The 19,348-nt window shown below is 59.3% G+C and carries 17 protein-coding genes; 5 read left to right on the top strand and 12 right to left on the bottom strand.

Annotated elements, in window-relative coordinates; genetic code table 11:
- Positions 1-103 precede the first annotated feature (103 nt).
- From C7H10_RS01840 to C7H10_RS01850, 3 genes are all read left to right on the top strand, one after another.
- Positions 104-1,918, top strand: a complete 1,815-nt coding sequence (locus C7H10_RS01840; protein WP_106693455.1) for a sensor histidine kinase — start codon at positions 104-106, stop codon at positions 1,916-1,918.
- On the top strand, positions 1,915-3,267 hold the full coding sequence (locus C7H10_RS01845) for a sigma-54-dependent transcriptional regulator (protein WP_106693456.1): 1,353 nt from the start codon (positions 1,915-1,917) through the stop codon (positions 3,265-3,267). Before C7H10_RS01840 ends, C7H10_RS01845 begins: the two co-directional genes overlap by 4 nt.
- A gap of 147 nt (positions 3,268-3,414) precedes the next feature.
- Positions 3,415-5,109, top strand: coding sequence for a methyl-accepting chemotaxis protein (locus C7H10_RS01850; RefSeq protein WP_106693457.1), 1,695 nt, complete (start codon positions 3,415-3,417; stop codon positions 5,107-5,109).
- Positions 5,110-5,184: 75 nt separating this feature from the next.
- On the opposite strand, the gene C7H10_RS01855 is transcribed toward C7H10_RS01850, so the two are convergent.
- Genes C7H10_RS01855 through C7H10_RS01865 form a run of 3 tightly spaced genes read right to left on the bottom strand, consistent with a single transcriptional unit; the run spans position 5,185 to position 9,645 of the window.
- The gene (locus C7H10_RS01855) at positions 5,185-6,843 is read right to left on the bottom strand and encodes an acetolactate synthase large subunit (protein ID WP_106693459.1); all 1,659 of its coding nucleotides are present in this window, start codon (positions 6,841-6,843) and stop codon (positions 5,185-5,187) included.
- Positions 6,840-8,027 carry an L-lactate dehydrogenase gene (locus C7H10_RS01860; protein ID WP_106693460.1) on the bottom strand — a complete coding sequence of 396 codons (1,188 nt, stop codon included), beginning with the start codon at positions 8,025-8,027 and terminating at the stop codon, positions 6,840-6,842. Before C7H10_RS01860 ends, C7H10_RS01855 begins: the two co-directional genes overlap by 4 nt.
- Before the next feature lie 4 nt (positions 8,028-8,031).
- The gene (locus tag C7H10_RS01865; RefSeq protein WP_106693461.1) at positions 8,032-9,645 is read right to left on the bottom strand and encodes an FAD-binding dehydrogenase; all 1,614 of its coding nucleotides are present in this window, start codon (positions 9,643-9,645) and stop codon (positions 8,032-8,034) included.
- 90 nt (positions 9,646-9,735) lie between these two features.
- Here C7H10_RS01865 and C7H10_RS01870 point away from each other — a divergent pair, with 90 nt between their 5' ends.
- Positions 9,736-10,740 carry an AraC family transcriptional regulator gene (locus C7H10_RS01870; RefSeq protein WP_106693464.1) on the top strand — a complete coding sequence of 335 codons (1,005 nt, stop codon included), beginning with the start codon at positions 9,736-9,738 and terminating at the stop codon, positions 10,738-10,740.
- A 2-nt stretch (positions 10,741-10,742) separates the two neighbouring features.
- Here C7H10_RS01870 and C7H10_RS01875 read toward each other — a convergent pair whose 3' ends face one another.
- The 4 genes from C7H10_RS01875 to C7H10_RS01890 form a co-directional block, all read right to left on the bottom strand.
- Positions 10,743-12,677, bottom strand: coding sequence for an alpha/beta hydrolase (locus C7H10_RS01875; protein ID WP_106693465.1), 1,935 nt, complete (start codon positions 12,675-12,677; stop codon positions 10,743-10,745).
- A gap of 177 nt (positions 12,678-12,854) precedes the next feature.
- Complete coding sequence (locus tag C7H10_RS01880) at positions 12,855-14,240, bottom strand: PhoH family protein (protein WP_058091755.1); 1,386 nt, start codon at positions 14,238-14,240, stop codon at positions 12,855-12,857.
- Between the two features lie 24 nt (positions 14,241-14,264).
- Entirely contained in the window at positions 14,265-14,756 is a 492-nt protein-coding gene (locus C7H10_RS01885) for a CBS domain-containing protein (protein WP_072677927.1), read from the bottom strand.
- Between the two features lie 104 nt (positions 14,757-14,860).
- Positions 14,861-15,592 (bottom strand): START domain-containing protein, encoded by a 732-nt coding sequence (locus tag C7H10_RS01890; RefSeq protein WP_106693467.1) that lies wholly within the window; start codon positions 15,590-15,592, stop codon positions 14,861-14,863.
- Positions 15,593-15,729: 137 nt separating this feature from the next.
- Here C7H10_RS01890 and C7H10_RS01895 point away from each other — a divergent pair, with 137 nt between their 5' ends.
- The gene (locus C7H10_RS01895) at positions 15,730-16,737 is read left to right on the top strand and encodes a DUF2804 domain-containing protein (protein ID WP_106693469.1); all 1,008 of its coding nucleotides are present in this window, start codon (positions 15,730-15,732) and stop codon (positions 16,735-16,737) included.
- A gap of 14 nt (positions 16,738-16,751) precedes the next feature.
- On the opposite strand, the gene minE is transcribed toward C7H10_RS01895, so the two are convergent.
- The 5 genes from minE to C7H10_RS01920 all read right to left on the bottom strand — a co-directional run bounded on the left by minE (position 16,752) and on the right by C7H10_RS01920 (position 19,312).
- Entirely contained in the window at positions 16,752-17,003 is a 252-nt protein-coding gene (minE, locus tag C7H10_RS01900) for a cell division topological specificity factor MinE (protein ID WP_061332319.1), read from the bottom strand.
- Between the two features lie 3 nt (positions 17,004-17,006).
- On the bottom strand, positions 17,007-17,819 hold the full coding sequence (gene minD / locus C7H10_RS01905; protein WP_061332318.1) for a septum site-determining protein MinD: 813 nt from the start codon (positions 17,817-17,819) through the stop codon (positions 17,007-17,009).
- A gap of 64 nt (positions 17,820-17,883) precedes the next feature.
- A complete protein-coding gene (gene minC / locus C7H10_RS01910; protein WP_106693471.1) occupies positions 17,884-18,648 on the bottom strand; it encodes a septum site-determining protein MinC in 765 nt (254 codons plus the stop codon).
- A 23-nt stretch (positions 18,649-18,671) separates the two neighbouring features.
- Positions 18,672-19,034: a HopJ type III effector protein gene (locus C7H10_RS01915; protein ID WP_072677923.1), complete on the bottom strand. Its 363-nt coding sequence runs from the start codon at positions 19,032-19,034 to the stop codon at positions 18,672-18,674.
- Positions 19,034-19,312, bottom strand: coding sequence for a DUF1244 domain-containing protein (locus C7H10_RS01920; protein ID WP_058091762.1), 279 nt, complete (start codon positions 19,310-19,312; stop codon positions 19,034-19,036). Before C7H10_RS01920 ends, C7H10_RS01915 begins: the two co-directional genes overlap by 1 nt.
- Positions 19,313-19,348 lie beyond the last annotated feature (36 nt).

Raw genomic sequence — 19,348 nt, forward strand, 5'->3', positions numbered from 1 at the left:
GCCCGTGCCTGGCCGGGCAGCCTGCTGCAAAGCGGGTTGTCCTGCCAGACCGGGGGCGCTAGGCTTGACCTGAGCCCCCCTAAGCTTCTCGGAACAAAGTCTCATGCCCCAGCGGTTCAGCGTCGTTGCCCTTCTGGTTATCACTCTGCTTTCTTCGTGGATGCTCGGTGGCTGGTATGGCTACCGGCAACTGGAGAGTGAGGCCTTGCAGGAGGCCTTTCGATACCGGCAACTGGTGGCCAATGAGCTGAACCGGTACCTTCCGGTTCCGGCATTGATTGCTGAGCACCCTCTGCTGGCGGATGCGCTTAAGCAACCAGATGATTCGATTACGGTGCTCAGGGCGAATGAACAAATGCAGCGGATGGCAACCATTGTTGGAGGCTCCGACATCTACCTGATGGACCTGTCCGGTTTGACCATTGCAGCCAACAACTTTGGCCAGCCTGACACCTTCGTCGGCAACAATTACGCCTTCAGGCCCTATTTTTCAGAAGCGGTACGAACCGGGCAAGCCGTCGCTTATTTTGCCCTGGGCTCCCGGTCCCTGGAGCGTGGCCTCTACTTTACCCATTCCGTGCGTGATCAGAGGGGTAACATGTTGGGCGTTGTGGCCATCAAGGTTCTGGTACATGAACTGGAATCACAGTGGCATCGCCCAGAGTCACCTCAGCAGGCCGAGATGGTCGTGCTGGACGGGGATGGTATCAGTTTTCTGTCCAGCCGCAGCCAGTGGCTTTACAGGGACTTCGGCACCGTGAACGATGGCGAAAGAGCTGACAGGGTCCATCAGCGTTACCCCGAGCGAGCATTGCCGCCAATCGATTTTTCGGTCATCGGACAGCCCTGGGGGCTCGCAGAGCATTCGTTGCGTGTCCGGCTGGGTGAGAGTGGCAAGGCTGAAAACTACCTGGCGGTGCAGGCCGACTTACCGCGGCTGGACTGGAGCCTGATGGTACTGACCGCAACCCGGCCCGTACTCTGGGCCCGGGCCGGGTTCGTGGCCGGCGGACTGGCACTGTTCCTGGCGGGCTTCCTTACCTGGCTGTACCTGAGAGAGCGATATCGGCGTGAGCGGGAACTGGCCTTGCGGGGAGAGCAGCTTGAGCGTCGGGTTGCCCAGCGCACAGCCGACCTGAAGCGCTCCAACGATCAACTCCTGGGTGAAATCCAGGAACGGGAGAGAGCCCAGACGGAGTTGCGCGAAACCCAACACGAGCTGATTCAGGCGGCAAAACTGGCGGTACTTGGGCAGATGTCCGCCGGACTGAACCATGAAATCAATCAACCACTGACGGCCATCCAGGGATACGCTCGCAACAGCCGGATGTTCCTCAAGCGGGGTTCAACCGATATGGTTGATGCCAACCTTGGGGAAATTGTCTCCCTGTGCGACAAAATGGCGGAGTTGATCCGGCAATTCAAGGTTTTTGCCCGCAAGTCTGAGGGACCGCCATCGGTGGTTGATCTGCGGTTGGCTGTGGATGGCGCTCTGAAGATCATTCGTGCCCAGCACAGCAGCTCTGGCATCGAAATACACTGGTGCCGGCCCGAATATCCTGTGATGTGTCATGGTGACCTCATCCGCATTGAGCAAGTGATGGTTAACCTGATTGCGAACGCAGTCCAGGCACTGGAAGATAGAGACCAGCCGTGGATCGATATTAAGATTGTAGACGATGGTGAATACTGGCATTGCCGGGTACGCGACAACGGTCACGGCCTTCCCGGCAACACGGAACAAGTGTTCGAGCCTTTCTTTACGACTCGCTCGGTCAAGCAGGGCCTGGGATTGGGGTTGTCTATCTCGCGCCAGATTGTCGAGGCGCTTGGGGGAAGTCTCATTGGCCTTAACCGTGACGATGGCCCCGGTGCTGAATTTGTACTGAAACTGAAACAGCGTAGGGCAGACGAATGACAACAGCTTCCGTCCTTTTCGTGGATGACGACCCGGATATCCGGCCGCTGATGGAGCAGACCCTGGCGCTGGAAGATATCCCGGTGGTCTGTTTCGCCGATGGTGCTTCAGCCCTGAAACACATCCATCCCAGCTTTGAAGGTATTGTCCTGTGTGATTACAACATGCCCGGCATGGATGGTTTGGAGCTGTTGGAGCGTGTCCGGGCCACGGACGAGGATATTCCGGTGATCCTTCTGACCGGTCAAGGTGATATCAGTACCGCTGTATCGGCGATGCAGCGAGGGGCTTACGACTTTATTGAGAAGCCCTTCGACCACGAGGAGTTAATTGAGCTGCTGCGACATGCTCTGGAAAAACGCCATCTTGCGTTGGAAAACCGTCGACTCAAAGCCCAGTTGCGACACCTGGCCCGGCCGGGCCCCAGGATACTGGGCGATTCGCCCGCCATGCAGCGGGTGATGGCCACCATAGACCCGGTGCTGGATATCTCGGCAAACGTCTTGCTGCATGGTGAGACGGGTTCGGGCAAAGATGCCCTGGCGCGCTACATTCACGAAAACAGTCCTCGCAGCGGCCATAATTTCGTGGCAATCAACTGCGGTGCTGTGCCAGAGCACCTCATTGAAAGCGAACTCTTTGGTCACGAGGCGGGGGCCTTTACCGGGGCTGACAAACGCCGCATCGGTAAAATTGAACATGCTCATCGGGGAACATTGTTCCTGGATGAACTTGAAAGCATGCCGATGCCCTTACAGGTAAAGCTTTTGCGGGTGTTGGAGGAACAGCGGGTAGAGCGCCTGGGCAGTAATCAGGTTGTGGACGTGGATATTAGGATTATTGCTGCCACCAAGGCTGACCTGAAAGAACTCAGTGACAAAAGCGATTTCCGCTCAGATCTTTATTACCGTCTGAACGTGGTCAAGGTGGATATTCCTGCGTTGCGGGAACGCAAGGAAGACATCCCCAAGCTGTTCCACCATTTTGCGTTGATCGCCGCCGCCCGTTATGACCGCGAAAGCGTGCCCCTGGAGGCCCGACAAGCCGCCCAGCTAATGGAGCATTCCTGGCCCGGAAACGTTCGTGAACTGCGAAACCTGGCGGAACGTTACGTACTGCTTGGCCCGGCGGCACTGGAAGAAGGCGATTCCGCGAGCGGGCCCAGCATTGCTGGCCGGCAGACCTTGTCGGAGATGATGGATAGCTTCGAACGCTCTGCCATTGTCAGTGCCCTTAACGCCTGCCATGGCAGTATCAAGGACACCATGGTCCAGCTCGGTATTGCCCGGAAAACGCTGTATGACAAGATGAAGAAGCATGGTTTGGACAAGGCGGAGTTCAAGGATTGACGGTTACAAAAGATAACGCTTCGGTTGCGCCTGTTTTACAAACTACGAGGTTTCCTCAATAAATCTGTCGTGTGTTTCTCTGTAGGATTGCTAATCTTTTTTAGTGGACCTCTCCCACAGCCATCCTAACTACGGAAGACACATCTCATGAATAACCTCACCATCCAGGTGCGGGTGCTGTTGCTGGCACTGGTGCCGGTTATAGTTCTGACCGCACTGCTGACCACCTATAACCTGAATCAGGCCCGCTCGATCGGTGAGCAAGCAGTTGCCAGCTTCTCGGAAGACATGGAGGCCAGCAAACGCCAGGAACTCAGGAACTATCTCGAGTTAGCAAAGACCTCCATAAAGCATCTCTATGAACAACCCGGCTCGGCAAATGATCCCGAGGTTCAGCGACAAGCCTGGGATATTCTGCGGCAGCTGCGTTTCGATGACTCCGGCAGCGAGGGCTACCTGTTCGCGTATAACACCAACGGTGTGAACGTGATGCATGGCGTCAATGCGTCATTGGAAGGCCGGAATCTATGGGGGTTTCAGGACCCTAACGGTACCTACCTGATTCGTGAGCTGGTGCGTGTTGCCCAGCGGGGCGGAGGCTATGTTCCTTATGGTTGGCAACACCCGGAAACCGGAGCGGTGGCTCCCAAACTGGGATACGCAGAGATGCTGCCGGAATGGGGGATTATGATCGGTACCGGTTTCTGGATTGATGGTCTTGAGAGCCAGGTGGCCAGCATGGAAGGGCGGGTTGGCGAATCGCTGGCAGCGGCCATAATCGGCTCTGTGACTACCTCACTTGTGGCGCTCGCCATCATCGTATTCCTGGCCCTGATTGTGGTGCGCGGCATTATACGACCGCTCAAATCCGCTGTCGGTGCCATGACCGGTATTGCCAGTGGCGACGGTGACCTGACCCGGCGCCTGGAGGTGAGTGGAAAAGATGAGCTGAGTCAGTTGGCGACAGCGTTCAACAGTTTTGCCGATCAGGTGCACGGCCTGGTAAAGCAGGTGCGGCAATCGTCTGAGACACTTAACGGCGCCACCGAAGAACTTAACGACGTGATGGTGGAGGCCGAGCAGGGCGTAGACCGGCAGAAGTCTGAGAGCGATCAGGTGGCCACGGCCATGAATGAAATGACCGCAGCTGCCCAGGAGGTAGCCAGTAACGCCAGTGAAGCCTCGGATTCCGCCGGACATGCCATGGTGCAGGTGACAGACGCGCAGGGGCTGGTGCACCAGGCGATCGAGGTGATCGGTGGGTTGTCACAACAAGTCGAAGAAGGTGTGCAGGTGATTGAAAAGCTGGGTTCGGATTCCCGGCAGATTGACAGTGTGCTGGAGGTGATCCGTGAGATTGCTGACCAGACCAACCTGCTGGCGCTTAACGCCGCCATTGAGGCCGCCCGGGCCGGCGAAGCAGGACGTGGCTTTGCCGTGGTGGCTGACGAAGTGCGCACCTTGGCCAGCCGCACGCAGCAAAGCACCCAGGAAATCCAGAAAACCATCGAGCAACTCCAGCGAGGTGCACAGGAGGCGGTGAAGCTGATTGCGGCCATCAGTGATCGCAGTGAAGCTACCGTTGAGGAGACCCGGCAGGTGAACGAAGCCCTGCAGCGTATCTCTCAGGCAGTGAACACCATCACCGATATGAATACCCAGATCGCCAGTGCTGCGGAAGAGCAGACCAGTGTGTCGGAAACCATCAACCAGAATGTTCATGAGATCGTGGCGATCTCCGAGCAAACGGCCCAGGGGACTCGACGGGCGGGGGATGCCACCCAGCGCCTGAAATCGTTGGCGGGTGAATTGACGGCCGAGGTCAGCCGCTACCGGGTGTAGTACAGATCAGGGTATTGCGTGAGGTTTTAGCCGGGCGCAGCCATTCTCGGTGGCTGCGCCCTTTCATATAGCCCTTCAGGGCGCAATCTTTTTCTTAAGCGCCTTGGTCAGAGGCCTTGGCAGGCTCGGCAGCGATTTCAGCAGCCAGGGCAGAACCTTTCTTTTCACGCCATTCAGGGATTCCGGCACTACCGCTTCGATCAGGTGCGGGCCGGGGTTGTGTTTGGCGTATTCCATGGCTTTGATCAGTTCTTCGGCGGTGGTCACCCGGGTGCCGTGAACGCCCATGCTCTGGGCCAGCAGCGCGTAGTTGGTCACCGGGCCACTGATGTCGAGTTGAGACTTGGCCTTGGCCCCGGCTTCTTCTGCGCCAACCCGTTCCAGCTCCACGTTCAGGATGGAGTAGGAGGCGTTGTTGAAGATAATGGTGGTCACGTTCAGGTTTTCCCGGGCCATGGTCCACAGGGCCTGGTTGGTGTACATGGCGGTGCCGTCACCGATCAGCGCGTAAACCTGGCGGTCGGGGCAGGCGATGGCCGCACCGACCGCGTTCGGCATGCCTTGTCCGATGGCGCCACCTGTCAGCGTGATCATGTCGTGCCTTGGCGAGCCGGCGGTCATGGCATTGAGCATCAGGCCGGAGGTGATGGATTCGTCCACAATGATGCTGTTCTCGGGCATCAGTTCGCCCACCGCCCGGCAAACTTTTTCGGCGGTGAGTTTGCCTTTGGGCAGGCCGGGGCGTCCAGGCGCCTGCAGCTTTGGTTGGGCGCTGCTGGCACCCAGGGTATCGGCCAGCTTCTTGAGGCTGGCGGTGGCATCCTGTTCCGGCGTGCTCAGGGTATGCGCGGTGCAGTTGTCCGGCACCAGGTAACTCTGTTTGCCGGGGTAGGCGAAGAAAGATACCGGCGCCTTGGCGTCCACCAGAATCAGATGGTCGAACTCGGAAAGCTGCAGGGTAGCGAGTTCTGCCAGGTAGGCGATCCGCTCCACCGGCGGCAGGCCGGCGCCCCGTTCAATGCGGGTCGGGAAGGTTTCAGCAAACAGGGTGACGCCATTATGGGCGGCAATGCGGGCGGCTTCCAGCAAGGCGGACTCGCGCAGGGCGCGGCCACCCAGCAGCAGGGCGGTTTTCTTGCCGCTGCCAATGGCCTCGGCGGCCGCCTTAACAGCGTTATCTTCAGCGGCAGGCGCTTGCGGTTGAGTGGGTGCGGCACAAGGTTTGCCGCCTTCGCCCCAGGACACGTCTGCCGGCAGAATCAGCGTGGCGACCTGGCCCGGCAAACCCCGGGCCGCAGTAATGGCTTCGGCGGCGTCCTGGCAAAGGGCTTCTGTACTTTGTGACGTGCGCACAAAATTGGGGGAGATGTTGCGGGCCACGGTTTCGATGTCAGACTGCAACTGGGCGTCGTATTTCACATGGTAGGTGGCATGGTCGCCAACAATGTTGACCACTGGCACCTTGCCTTTGCGGGCGTTGTGCAGGTTGGCCAGGCCATTGCCCAGGCCGCAGCCCAGGTGCAGCAGGGTGGCGGCGGGTTTGTCGGCCATCCGGGCGTAGCCGTCGGCGGCACCGGTGGCCACGCCTTCAAACAGCGCCAGTACCGCTCGCATTTTGGGTTCGCTGTCCAGAGCGGCGACAAAATGCATTTCGCTGGTGCCGGGGTTGGTAAAGCAGACTTCAATACCCGAATCCACCAGGGTTTTCATGAGTGCCTGAGCGCCGTTAGTCATTGTTGTTCTCCAGCTTGGGTCAATGTGTGTGTGTTTGGCAGGTCCAGGTGGGCTGCGCTGATGTCGGCAATTCGGGTGACGCCGGTCAGGGTCATGGCCAGTTTCAGTTCCTGCTGCCAGGTGTTCAGGAGTCGGGTTAATCCGGCCTGGCCTTCCGCCGCCAGGGCCCAGGCCCAGGGCCGGCCAACCATCACGCCGTTGGCCCCCAGGGCGAGGGCGCGGAAAACGTCCACGCCGTTGCGGATGCCGCCATCCACCAGGATCTCGGTGTCTTTACCAACGGCGGCAACAATATCAGGGAGTTTGCTGGCGGTGGCGGCTACACCGTCGAGCTGGCGACCGCCGTGGTTGGAGACCACGATGCCATCGGCACCCACGTTGACGGCTGCCTTGGCATCGTCCACTTCCAGGATGCCTTTGAGGATCAGCTTGCCGGGCCAGCGTTCCCGCAGCCATTCGATGGCCTGCCAGGTAACGGAGGCGTCGAACTGGGTATCCACCCACTGTTTGAAGGAATCCAGATTGCTGGCCTCTGGCACCGCGTCGCTCAGGTTGCCGAAGGTCAGCGGTTTGCCTTTTATGGCCACTTGCCAAAGCCATCCCGGCCGCGACAGCAGTTGCTGTGCCTTGAGGGCGACGGAACGGGCACCGCTGCTGTCCAGACCGTTGCGGGTGTCCCGGTGTCTGGGGCCGGGCAGGGGCAGGTCGATGGTGAAAACCAGTGTCTGGCAGCCGGCATTCCAGGCTTTTTTCAGCAGGGTGTCTACGTACTCCCGGTCACGAATCATGTACAACTGGAACCAGAAGGGTGCACTGGCGGCGGCTTTCACTTCTTCCAGTGGGCAGATGCCAACGGTAGAGAGGGTGAACGGCACGTCGGCGGCATTGGCGGCTTTTACCGCCTGGGCTTCGCCGCGCTGTGCCATCATGCCGGCCAGCCCCAGGGGCGCCAGGGCAACTGGCATGCTGCAGGATTGGCCGGCCAGCTGGGCGCGGGTGTCTACGTTGTCGACATCAATCAGCACACGCTGGCGTAGGGCGATGTCCTGCCAGCCGCTGACATTGGCCCGCAGGGTTTGCTCTTCGGTGGCACCGCCGTCCAGATAGTCTGCGAGGAAACGGGGCAGTTTACGGCGGGCGAGGATCTGGTAGTCGGCGGCAGTGGCCGGATATCTCAGGGGCATGGTGTCAGCCTCCGTGGGTGATGGAACGGGCGGCCGCCCGGGCAGTCAGAATGCAACCGGGCAGGAAGGTGCCTTCCAGTGATCGCTTGCCGTTGCTGCCTCCGCCACCAAAACCGGCCGCTTCACCCACGCAGTAAAGGCCTCGGATGGGCTGGCCGCCGGCATCCAGCACCCGGCTTTGCAGGTCGGTGCGCAGGCCGCCCAGGCTCTTGCGGGTGGTCAGTTGCATGTGAATGGCGATGAAGGGGCCGGCCCCTGACTTCTGCAGTGGCGCCGGTTTGCAGGTACGCAGCCGGTCCGGGCCCCATTGGCGGGCGTGGCGTATCATGCGGATTTGCGGGTCGTTGTTCAGCTGGCTGCCTTTGCTGAAATTGGCATCGAAGGCATCGGCGGTGGCTTTCAGAGTGGCAGCGTCAATGTCCAGAGAGCAGGTCAGGGCGTTCATTTTCTTCGCCAGCCCTTCCAGGGTGTCATCCACCAGGAAGTGCCGGCTTTCGTTCTGCATCTGATTCACCAGTGGTTTGTTGCCCAGCAGCAGTTCTTTCAGGAACAGGGGGAATTGCTTGTCCCGGATGCGGGCGTTGTGTTCGGCACCGGAGATGGCAAATTCTTTCAGGGCGATACGCCGGTTCAGCAGGTGCCAGGTCCAGGGTTTTTCCTGTTCCGCCACGCGCTGGCACAGCCAGTGGGTATCGAAGCCGGTCACCAGGGGCTCCGGCCCAATGCGCTCGCCCCGATGGTTCAGCCAGAGCGCGGATTTACACGGAATGGTCGACAGGCCATGGCCCGGGAAATGCGGATAGGGGTGGGGAAAGCCCGCCGCATAGTTCCACATTTCGCCGGCGTGGGTAATGCGTGCGCCCAGGTGGTCTTTGGCCCAGTGGTGCAGTTTGCCATCGGCAAACGGGTGGGCACCGTTAAGCATGGTGGCCGGTTGCGGGCGATGTTTGGGCCAGTTGGCCCGGCATTCGGCATGGCCGCCATTGATGCCGCCCATGGCGAGAACTACATTGGAGGCGGCAAAACGGACCTCTTCGCCGGTTTCCTCGTTGATGGCAACGGCGCCGCAGACCTCGCCGGCCTGATGGTCGAGCGCGGTGATTCGGTGGCGGTGGTGAATGGCCAGTCGGCCGCTGGCGTTGGCCTCATGCAGGGCGCTGACCATGCAGCGCACCAACTCCCGGGAGGTGCCCCAGGTGACGTGGTAGCGGGGCACACTATTGCCATCGCCAAACCGGCCACGTTCTACCCAGTTCACCGCCGGCATGAATTTAATGCCCTCGTTGGCGAGCCAGTCGTGCACCTCGGAGCGGGAATGTTCAACGTAGTAGCGGGCCCACTGCATGGGCCATTCATCATTGGGGTCCAGTTCACCAAAGCGCAGCCAGTCCTGAAGGGCCAGTTCCGGGGAGTCGGCAATTCCCATACGCCGCTGTAGCGGGGTGTCGATCAGCGCCATGCCGCCAAAGGCCCACAACGCGAGGCCGCCAAAGCGTTCGGGGGTATCCCGGTCAACGATGGTAACAGTCTTGCCCGCCCGCAGGGCTTCGAGGGCGGTAACCATGCCCGCCAGGCCGCCGCCGGCAATCAGGATGTCTGAGCAATCAGGTTTTGCCATGGTGCATGTCCAAAATGTGTTTTTGGTTTTGTTGTTACAGACCATATAACGCTATGATCGGATCTGAATTGACTTCAGAGGCCAGAATAATTGACTTTAGAAGCCACCGTTTCCATGGGGTGGGTCAACACCGTGATCGATGCCGCTCGCCGTCTGGGGGTTGGCGACACCGTGTTGCTCGAAACTGCAGGCTTGCCAGCACAGGCACTGGCCTGGGAGCGCTGGCCCATCGATTTCATTACCCGGCTCTGGCACGCCGCCGAACGCTGTACCCACGATCCAGGCTTTGGCCTGAAAGTGGGCACGGGCGTGCGCCCGGCCAGTATTGATGCTGTCAGTTTCGCCATGCAGAGTGCGGCGACGCTGCGTGAAGCCATTACCCTGGTGCAGAAGTATCAGCGTCTTATCTCCGACGGTGGGCGCTTCCAGATGTTGCCCGGTAGCCGGGGTACCTGGATTGTCTACCATCCAAGGCAGGGCCGGCTGGCGTTCAGTCCCCACCAGATTGAGGCCGTATTGTCGGCGGTGGTCAGCCTGACAGACTGGATAGCGGGATCGGCGGTGCGGCCGGTGCGGGTGCAGTTCAGCCAGGCCCGGCTGGGGCCGGTTCGCGGTTATCGGGAGGTGTTTGGCTGCCCGGTGGATTTTGAGCAGGCATTCAGCGGGCTGCTGGTGAGTCATGAGGTGCTGGACAAGCCCCTGCCACAGGCAGACCCGGCCCTGGCTCAGGTACACGAGCAATACAATGCCGGGCGATTGGCGGCTTTGGAAAAGGGCGCAGTGTCGGCAGAGGATCTGCGGCAATGGCTGGTGGCCCGTGTCGGACCCACGTTACCCCGTCGGGCAGAGGCAGCGGGAGCGCTGGGTATCAGTGAGCGGACGCTGGCGCGCAGGCTGGAGACTCAGGGTTACACGTTTAACAGCTTGCTGGATGAGGTGCGCCAGGAACTTGCCCTGGCGGCCGTGCGAGAATCCCGCCAGTCCCTGGCGGATATTGCACTATCCCTCGGCTTCGCCGAGCCGAGCACGTTCTACCGGGCCTTTCACCGTTGGACCGGAATGCCCCCGGCGCGCTGGCGCCGGGAGCTACCTTAGTTCTATCGGATCGATGCGAGCCGCTCTTGACCGTCGGAGGTCAGGATCGGCAGTGCCACTTCGCCGGAAACCTGGACCGTCGAAACCACCAGGTCGCGGGAGAAGGCACCCACAAACGTCGGGTGCTGGCCGTAAATCATCAGTACCAGGCGGTCACCCTCGCTCAGCCGCTCTGCAATGCCCGTGAGCTGAACCTGGTGGCTGCCCAGGCCGCGAATTGGCTGGACCTGCTCGTCAATCAGTTCCGGTGCACCGAATCCGTTCTTGATCACGCCAACCCCGACAAACAGGATGGCGTCGCAGGTGCCCAGGCTCAGAATCGGATCAGAACTTTCAAGGCAGGCATTATCCAGAGTATCCAGGCCAAGACTGACATTGAGATCGACGGTGGGGATGCCGGCAACCACGCCATCCTCTGGCATGGTGGTCAGGGGAACGATGGTGGGCAACACGCCGGCCGGGCCGATCAGCGCGGAAACCGGTAATGACGCTCCGAGAATGTCACGGGCAATCGGGAAGACCTGACCGCCTACGGTCACCTCCGGTGCTGATACCGCATCTCCGGGTGACAGGGTGTAGCAGATCTGCTGGCCGGTGGTGATGACATTGTCAGCGTTGCCTTTACCCAGCAGCTTTTCGTTGAACCAGGCCACGGTCGCCCGGTTGATCTCGATATCACCACAGCTTGCCAGGGCGTTCAGGCCGGCGGCAGGCAGTTCGGGCACTGCGTCCAAATAGAAATCAAAGCTGGCCAGGGTTTCCTGAATCAGCCCCACGTTGGGGGCCAGGTAATGATGGCTGAACGGATAGGTCAGCAGCCTCACGTCGCCACCGGCTTTCTTCATCGACAGGTAGTTTTCATAGGCTTCGTTGAACGGGAACAGGCTGTCGCGCATGCCCTGGAACATCAGCACATCCACCGGGTAGGGTGTGCTCTGGGGTGTCTTGATGATATAGCGGCCATCGCTGGTGATGGGCAGCCGGCCGGTGATGGGGTCGAGCAGGTACTCCTGGCTGTTACCGCTGTCGAACAACTCCAGCCCGCGCTCGTTATCCGAGAAATAGCTGGGGCTGTGATAGTGGAAGAAGTCCAGAGCGGCCTCGGGGAACCGGTTGCCGACAAGGCCATCAATCAGCGTGCTCCGGATAAACGGGTCCATGGCGCCGCCGGTGCCGGCATCACCGGCCAGGGACAGGAACGCTGCCCAGTAGTTCTTGGTGACACCACCCTGGTTCAGGCTGTAGGTGAGATCATGCCAGGTGATCTGGGGCACCATGGCGTCCATGCGTTGATCCGGGTCCACGTTATACAGCAGGTACTGGAAGCCACCGCCGTAACTGCCACCCACGCCACCAAGTAGCAGGTTGTTGTCACGATATTTCAGGTAATCCAGATGGGTTTCGGCCCAGTCGACAATCTGCATCAGATCTTCACCTTCAAAGTCCGGGTCCATCACCCGAACCGTTCCGCCGCTTTCTCCATGGCCTCGCTGATCAATACTGATCACGGCGTAGCCCGCGTCAATCAGTGGCTTGATCGGTGCCAGCGGATCATCACCTGCGGTTGTGGTGCGTGAACCACTGAAACCATGGCCCTGCAGTATCAGGGGGTGCTTGGTATCGCAGTCGAACAGCGAGGGCTCGAATACCTCGAACACGATGGCGGCACCGTCCACGCGGGACGGCATTTCTACCCGGTAGCTCCGGCCGCCAACAAGGTCAGTGCTCTGGTTACACGAGGCAGGCTCGAGCGCGCTGATGCTGGCTGGTATGGGGCGGCTGATGGCTCTGGTGGTCGGTTGCGGTTGGCTGGCTTGTGGCGCACTGGCCTGTACACCGGGGGTGTTGGTTTCCGGTGCTGCGTCGTTGCCGCCGCCGCAGGCAGTCAGAAGGGCTGCGCTCAAGCTGGTGATTGCGAACTTGGTCAGATGGTTCATCGGTTTGCCTTATTGTGAGTTGTTGTAACGACAGGTGTCGGAATGTGACAGAGTTCACAATAAGGCGGAAAGAGGGGCGGCACGATGGCCAGTCTGCCGGCTAAAAATGGCGAGAGGGCCAAAAGGCCCTCTGCGACAAGTGTCAGATTTGGCCGGCAGACGGAGCCGGCGATGGGGCTAGAGGTTAGCTTCGGCGAACTCCGCCAGCACCGACCTCGGTACACCCTGCAGGTGGATGTGGCCGCCGTGGCGGAAGCCCTTGAAGCGCTCGGTCATGTAGGTCAGGCCGGAGCTTAGCGGGCTCAGGTAAGGCGTATCAATCTGCGCCAGGTTGCCCAGGCAAATCACCTTGGAGCCGTTACCAGCGCGGGTGATGATGGTCTTGATCTGGTGCGGCGTCAGGTTCTGTGACTCGTCAATAATGATCAGGCTGTGCTGGAAACTGCGGCCGCGGATGTAGTTCATGGATTTGAAGTGCAGCGGTACCTTGCTGAGGATGTAGTCGACGCTGGCAGTCATGTTCTCATCGTCTTCGTGCAGGGCTTCCAGGTTGTCCACGATGGCGCCCAGCCAGGGCTCCATTTTCTCTGCCTCGGTGCCCGGCAGAAAGCCGATGTCTTCGTCCAGCCCCTGGGTGGACCGGGTGGCGATGATCCGCTTGTAAAGCTTGCTGGCCACGGTCATTTCAATACAGGCGGCCAGGGCCAGGATGGTTTTGCCAGAGCCGGCGGAGCCGGTCAGGTTGACCAGGTGGATGTCCGGGTCCAGCAGCAGGTGCAGAGCCATGGCCTGGTAGATATCCCGTGGCACCAGCCCCCAGACTTCCTCGTTCATCAGGTCGTGTTGGTGCAGATCTTTGATCACCAGCTGGTCGTCGGAGATGTCCACCACCTGGCCGACAAAACCGTGCTCATCAATCACGAACTCGTTGATGTTCAGTCTGGCCAGTTCGCCCTCGCGTTTGAGCAGGTGTTCGGTGACCCCTTCACGCTGTACCGTTTCTACCTTGGCGATGTTATCCCAGAAGGAGTTCTGGAACTCCTTGTAGCCTTTGGGTAACAGATCGATGTCGTCCAGCAACTGGTCGTTGTGGTAGTCCTGAGCCTCTACGCCAAAACCCCGGGCTTTCAGGCGCATGTTGATGTCTTTGCTGACCAGGATGATGTCGCGGGATTTATGCCGGGCCTGAAGGGCGGCCAGGGTATTGATGATCTTGTTGTCGTTCAGGTGCTCCGGCAGGGAATGAGTGCCGATGCCCTCGGTGCTCATGATGATCGACAGGGTGCCCAAAGGCTCTGCCTTTTTACCGCGAACAATCGGTACCCCTTTTTCAATCACTTTCGGGCTGGCATCGCCCAATAATTTGTCGATGTTGCGAATGGCCTGGCGGCAATCGGCGGCGACGGTCTGCTTGCCGGATTTGAGGCTGTCGAGTTCTTCGAGGACCGTCATCGGGATGATGACGTCGTGTTCTTCAAAGTTCAGGAGGGCGTTCGGGTCGTGTATCAGGACGTTGGTGTCGAGGACGTACATTTTTCGGCGAGCTTGCGGTGCTCTTGGCATAGGTAGGGCTACCTCTCTGGTGGCTCAGTCGTTCTCGGCGCAGCGTTGCGTCAGTTCCTTCTGGGAAATCAGCTTCAGCATATCGTAAGTGGTTATGATACCGGTAATTTTTGAATCCCTGGTGACAAAAATACGGTGCAGGTGTTCGCGCATCATGATATTGGCAATGTCTCGCACCGGGGTATCTTCGTCAACCGAAAGTACGATGGGTGTCATGATGTCGCGAACTTCAACCGGCACCTTGCCCATTTCCTCGAAGATGACCATGCGCAGTCGACGGGCTTCCTCCTGCTCTTCCGGGGTCAGGCTGGGCTGGCCCTCGGAGCGAGTCGCATTCCAACGGAATTCGGTGATGTCCTTGAGCGTCGCGATGCCAATAATATCGCCGTTGTCGTCTGTTACCGGGCTGCCGGTGATTTCGTTGTCCGTCAGAAAACGCGCCAGCCGGTCCATGGTCCAGTGGTGCGGTACGGCTTTAACGGTCGGGGTCATTATCTCATGGGCGAGAACGCTCATTGGTGGGCTTCTTCCATTTGCAGTCCTTTTTATGAAGCTTAGCCGTTCCTTGGCTGTCCGTCACCCCTGTCTCTGTGTCTTGATCAACCCTTGGTCTCGGTTGGTCAGCGGTCAGCGGGGACGACCGCCCGGAGATTGCCGTTTTCGCCCCATTCAAGTTGGTAGCCCTGATACTTGTCTTCTTTGGCCACGGCCTCCAGCGCTTGCAGGGACTTCACTGGAATGTCGACCAGCAGATTATTCACCAGCCAACCGGGGAGGGCTCCGTTGGGTTCCGTGTGCTGAACCCAGACCATACGGGTTTTGTCGCCGTTCGGGGTGAAACGGTAAAGGGTGTCTGAGCGATCAACCCGAACCCGGCTGTTGAATTCCGCCCGCATACCCGGCACGGCATTCAGGTCCATCACCACTTCACCGGTGTCGCCGTTGCCCCGGGTGCGTATGCGCAACACGTAATCCCGATCGGTCACCGGCCAGGGCATATCGTTAACGGAGTAAGCGTAGCGATCGTGGAAGTCGCCCTGGCCAAAGGCATAGGATTCGGTGCAGTTATGGACCCATTCCTTGCAGGATTCGGGATTGATCATCACTGCCATCAGGTTTTCCAGGGGAACGTCCAGATCGGCCACGGCCTTGAAGGCCTGAAAGCCGGAATTGCTCTGGTCCATGGTGTAAATACGAATGTTGTCGACTTCCTTGCGCAGGGTCCACTCCCGGGCATCCTCTGGCGGGAGAGGCGGGTGGTCACTGGCCAGGCTCGGCAGGGTCAGAAACATGAGTGTACTCAGTATGCCCGCCACCATGCCTTTGAAGCCATGGGCTCTGGTTATTGTCATAAGCTACACTTCCGTGATGAAGGTATGCTGAGTCTAACATGGAGCCGGTTTCTGCTTTTCGGCAGGAATAAGGGATTGTGAACCAGGTAGCGTACTGTTGCGCTACAACTTATGAATGGCCTGATCTGACGGTAATTATGAACAAGAAGAACCTGATTGATGCCAAGGGCAGAATTGCACCAGGGGTGCTGGAACAGCCGGTTGAGACCATTAACTACATGGATTTTGACCTGCGGACGGTCATGGACCGGCCGCGGTCCCGATTGGCTCGCCGTTGGCGGTTCAACCAGTTCCAGTTTGTCAGTGCCATGGCGCCGGGCTGGGTGTTCGGCATGGCGATTGTTGACCTGAAACTGGTGGGCAACGGTTTTTTCTATCTGTTTGATTTTGAAAGCGGTCAAATGTTTGAGCAGTCGTTCATGCAGCCGCTGGCCCGGCACACCGATATTGAACCCTATCCTGAACATGGTCATGCACGGTTCCGCAAAGGTGACGTGTCGCTGGCCATAGAGCCGGCCACCGGAGGCCGCAACATCCGGGTGACGGCGCCGGGTAACATTCAGGTGGACCTGGAGTTGCAAGACACCGATCAACCCCTGAGGCTGGTCTGCCCGGCGGGCTACAATGGCTGGGTTTTTACCCGCAAATCGGCCGGGGTTCCGGTTGAGGGGGAGGTGCGTTGGGGCCAGCAGGTATGGCGCTGTGATGAGCAAACCCGCGGCTCTATCGATTGGAGTTGTGGCTTCATGCGCCGGGAAACTGCCTGGAATTGGGCCTGTCTGGCCGGGGTAACGGAGCGGGGGGTGTCTGTGGGGCTTAATCTGGCGGCCGGTGTGAATGAAACCGGGATGACCGAGAACGCCCTGTGGCTGGATGGCCGGTGTGTGAAGCTGGGCGCCGCCCGCTTCGAATTTGACCGGTATCGGCCGGGTGCCGATTGGCGGGTTACCACCGAGGATGGCCTGGTGGACCTGAGCTTTGAGCCTGCAGGCACGCGCAAGGAACGCCTGAACGCTGGCGTGCTTGCCTCCAATTTCCGGCAGTTTGTGGGCACGTTCCGGGGAACGGTCAGAGATGAGGCGGGCCAGTCAGTCCCCGTAGGCGGGCTGCGGGGACTGATGGAAGACCACTATGCCCGCTGGTAAGGCGGGCGCAGTGATTATTTTTCCGGCAGGGTGACGTTCAGTTCCAGTACCGAGCAACTTTCGTTACGGTCCACGTCCACCTGAACCATATCGTCACTGATCTGCACATATTTGCGAATCACGTCCAGCAGCTCCTTTTGGAGCTGCGGCAGGTAATCCGGCATGTCACGCTGGCCCCGTTCGTGGGCCACGATAATCTGCAACCGTTCTTTGGCAACGCTCGCAGTATTGGTCTTCTTGCTTCGGAAATAATCCAGAAAACTCATCCCTTAGCCCCCTTTGAACATCCGTGAGAAGAAACCTTTTTTCTGGGAGGTCATGAAGCGGTGTTCCCGCTCCTCTCCCAGAAGCCGGGCAACGGCGTCGTCGTAGGCCTGGCCGGCATCGCTCTGGTCTTCCAGAATCACTGGCAGGCCCTGGTTGGAGGCGTTTAGTACCACCTGGCTCTCCGGGATCACGCCCAACAGCGGTATCGCCAGAATTTCCTCGACATCGGTCACCGACAGCATCTCGCCGCGTTCTACCCGGTCAGGGTTGTAGCGGGTCAGCAGCAGGTGTTCCTTGACCGGGTCCTGTCCCATCTCGGCGCGCCGCGACTTGCTCTGGAGGATGCCCAGAATGCGATCGGAATCCCGTACGGAGGAAACTTCAGGGTTGGTGACCACAATGGCCTCATCGGCATAGTACAGGGCCATCAGAGCGCCATGTTCAATGCCTGCCGGGGAATCGCAGACGATGTAATCGAAGGTTTCCGACAGTTCGTTGATGACCTTTTCCACACCGTCTTTGGTCAGTGCTTCTTTCTCACGGGTCTGGGAGGCGGGCAGAATAAACAGCGTGTCTACCCGTTTGTCTTTGATCAGCGCCTGGTTGAGTGTGGCTTCGCCCTGGATCACGTTGACGAAGTCATAGACCACGCGGCGCTCACAATTCATGATCAGGTCCAGGTTGCGCAGGCCCACATCGAAGTCGATTACGACGGTCTTGTGGCCGCGCTTGGCAAGGCCGGTGCTGATTGAGGCGCTGGTGGTGGTCTTGCCAACGCCGCCCTTTCCTGAGGTAACGACAATGATTCTAGCCAAGGTTCAGTTCCTGTTTCGCAGTGGATTCGTCATGTCTTCAACGTTGTTATTGGCTGTCACAACATCAGGCCTTGTCCAGTGGCGTCACCACCAGCAGGTCGTCCCTGAGCTGGATCTGCACAGCGCTTTTCCAGCCATTGTCCTGAAGATCTTCGGAGATTTTATAGTGTCCGGCGATGGACACAAGCTCTGCTTCAAGTGACTGGCAGAATACCCGGGCGGTTTCAGCTCCGTGGATGCCTGCCAGCGCGCGCCCCCTGAGTGGTCCGTACACGTGGATATTGCCCGCGGCGAGCACTTCGGCACCGGCCTGAACCGGGGCCAGAATGATCAGGTCCCCTTCCGGCGCATAGACCTGTTGGCCAGAGCGAACGGTCTGGCTGATGATCTTGGCCGGCGCCGGTTCGCTGGTGGGAACGTCAGCGGGGCTAGAGGTCTCGGCTTCCGACTTGGTGGCCTCATCAGGTTGCGCCCGGGCCGGCGCCTGTTCGCGCAGGCTACTGCCGGGAAACAGCGCCAGTGAGGCTCCGCGTGCCAGGCGGCGCTGGTCGTCGTTGCCGGCACGAACGCCGATCACATGGATGTTATGGCGGCGGCAGGTACCAATCATCTTGAAGAAGTCCAGCTCACTGTCCAGCCCTTCGTATTTCTCCAGGCTGATCACCAGGGGTATATCTTTGAAAAATCCCGGAGCCTGGCTGATCTTGTCCCGGAGATTGGCTTCGAACTCGTCGTTGTCGAAGTAATAAAGTTCCAGGGCTGTCAGCGAAACAGAGGCACTTTTCAGCTGGAAACTCTGTTTTAGCCCGGAGGCGGCGGTATCGCTCATGAATCAGTGTCTTCCCTGGTGGCTTACTGGTTGGGTTCGTTGCGGGCTCGCAGTGGCTGCTGATCAAACCGGATGCCAGACCAGCCTGTGCTGATGAACTGGCGGATGTTGCCATGGCTGTCGCCGGTTGGGTCGCCCAGCACCTGCTGATAGTGTTGGGCAAACAGGTTCAGGGTATCCGCCTCGCTCAGGTTGCAGTACTGGCCCAGTGCGAACACCCGGCAGGAACCGGCATTTTCACCGGCATCGTTTCTCAGCGGGCCATTGTTGAAGCCCGTGGGCTGAAACTCGAAATGCTGGTCGATCAGCGCCAGGGTGTCATCAAAATTGGCGTGGCCCGCGTCGAGGGAAGCCAGGTGGATGCGCACTGTCTCATTGATGTTCATTATTTGTGATCCTGCTTCGGACCAATCTGATATTTTTCTTTCCACTGCTCATAGGGCATGCCGTAGATTTCTTCCCGGGCGTCCGGATCGGACAGCTCAAAGCCCCTTTCCTGTGCTTCTGCCCGGTACCATTTGGACAGGCAGTTGCGGCAGAACCCCGCCAAGTTCATCAGGTCAATGTTCTGCACGTCGGTATTCTGGCGTAAATGCTCCACCAGGCGCCTGAAAGCAGCGGCTTCGATCTCAGTGCGGTCAGACTCGGGTATGGGGTTGGTCATGGGGCCTCGCAGATGACGTTCCGGTTTGATGTTAGG

This window comes from Marinobacter shengliensis, from assembly GCF_003007715.1.
Classification (GTDB): Bacteria; Pseudomonadota; Gammaproteobacteria; order Pseudomonadales; family Oleiphilaceae; genus Marinobacter; species Marinobacter shengliensis.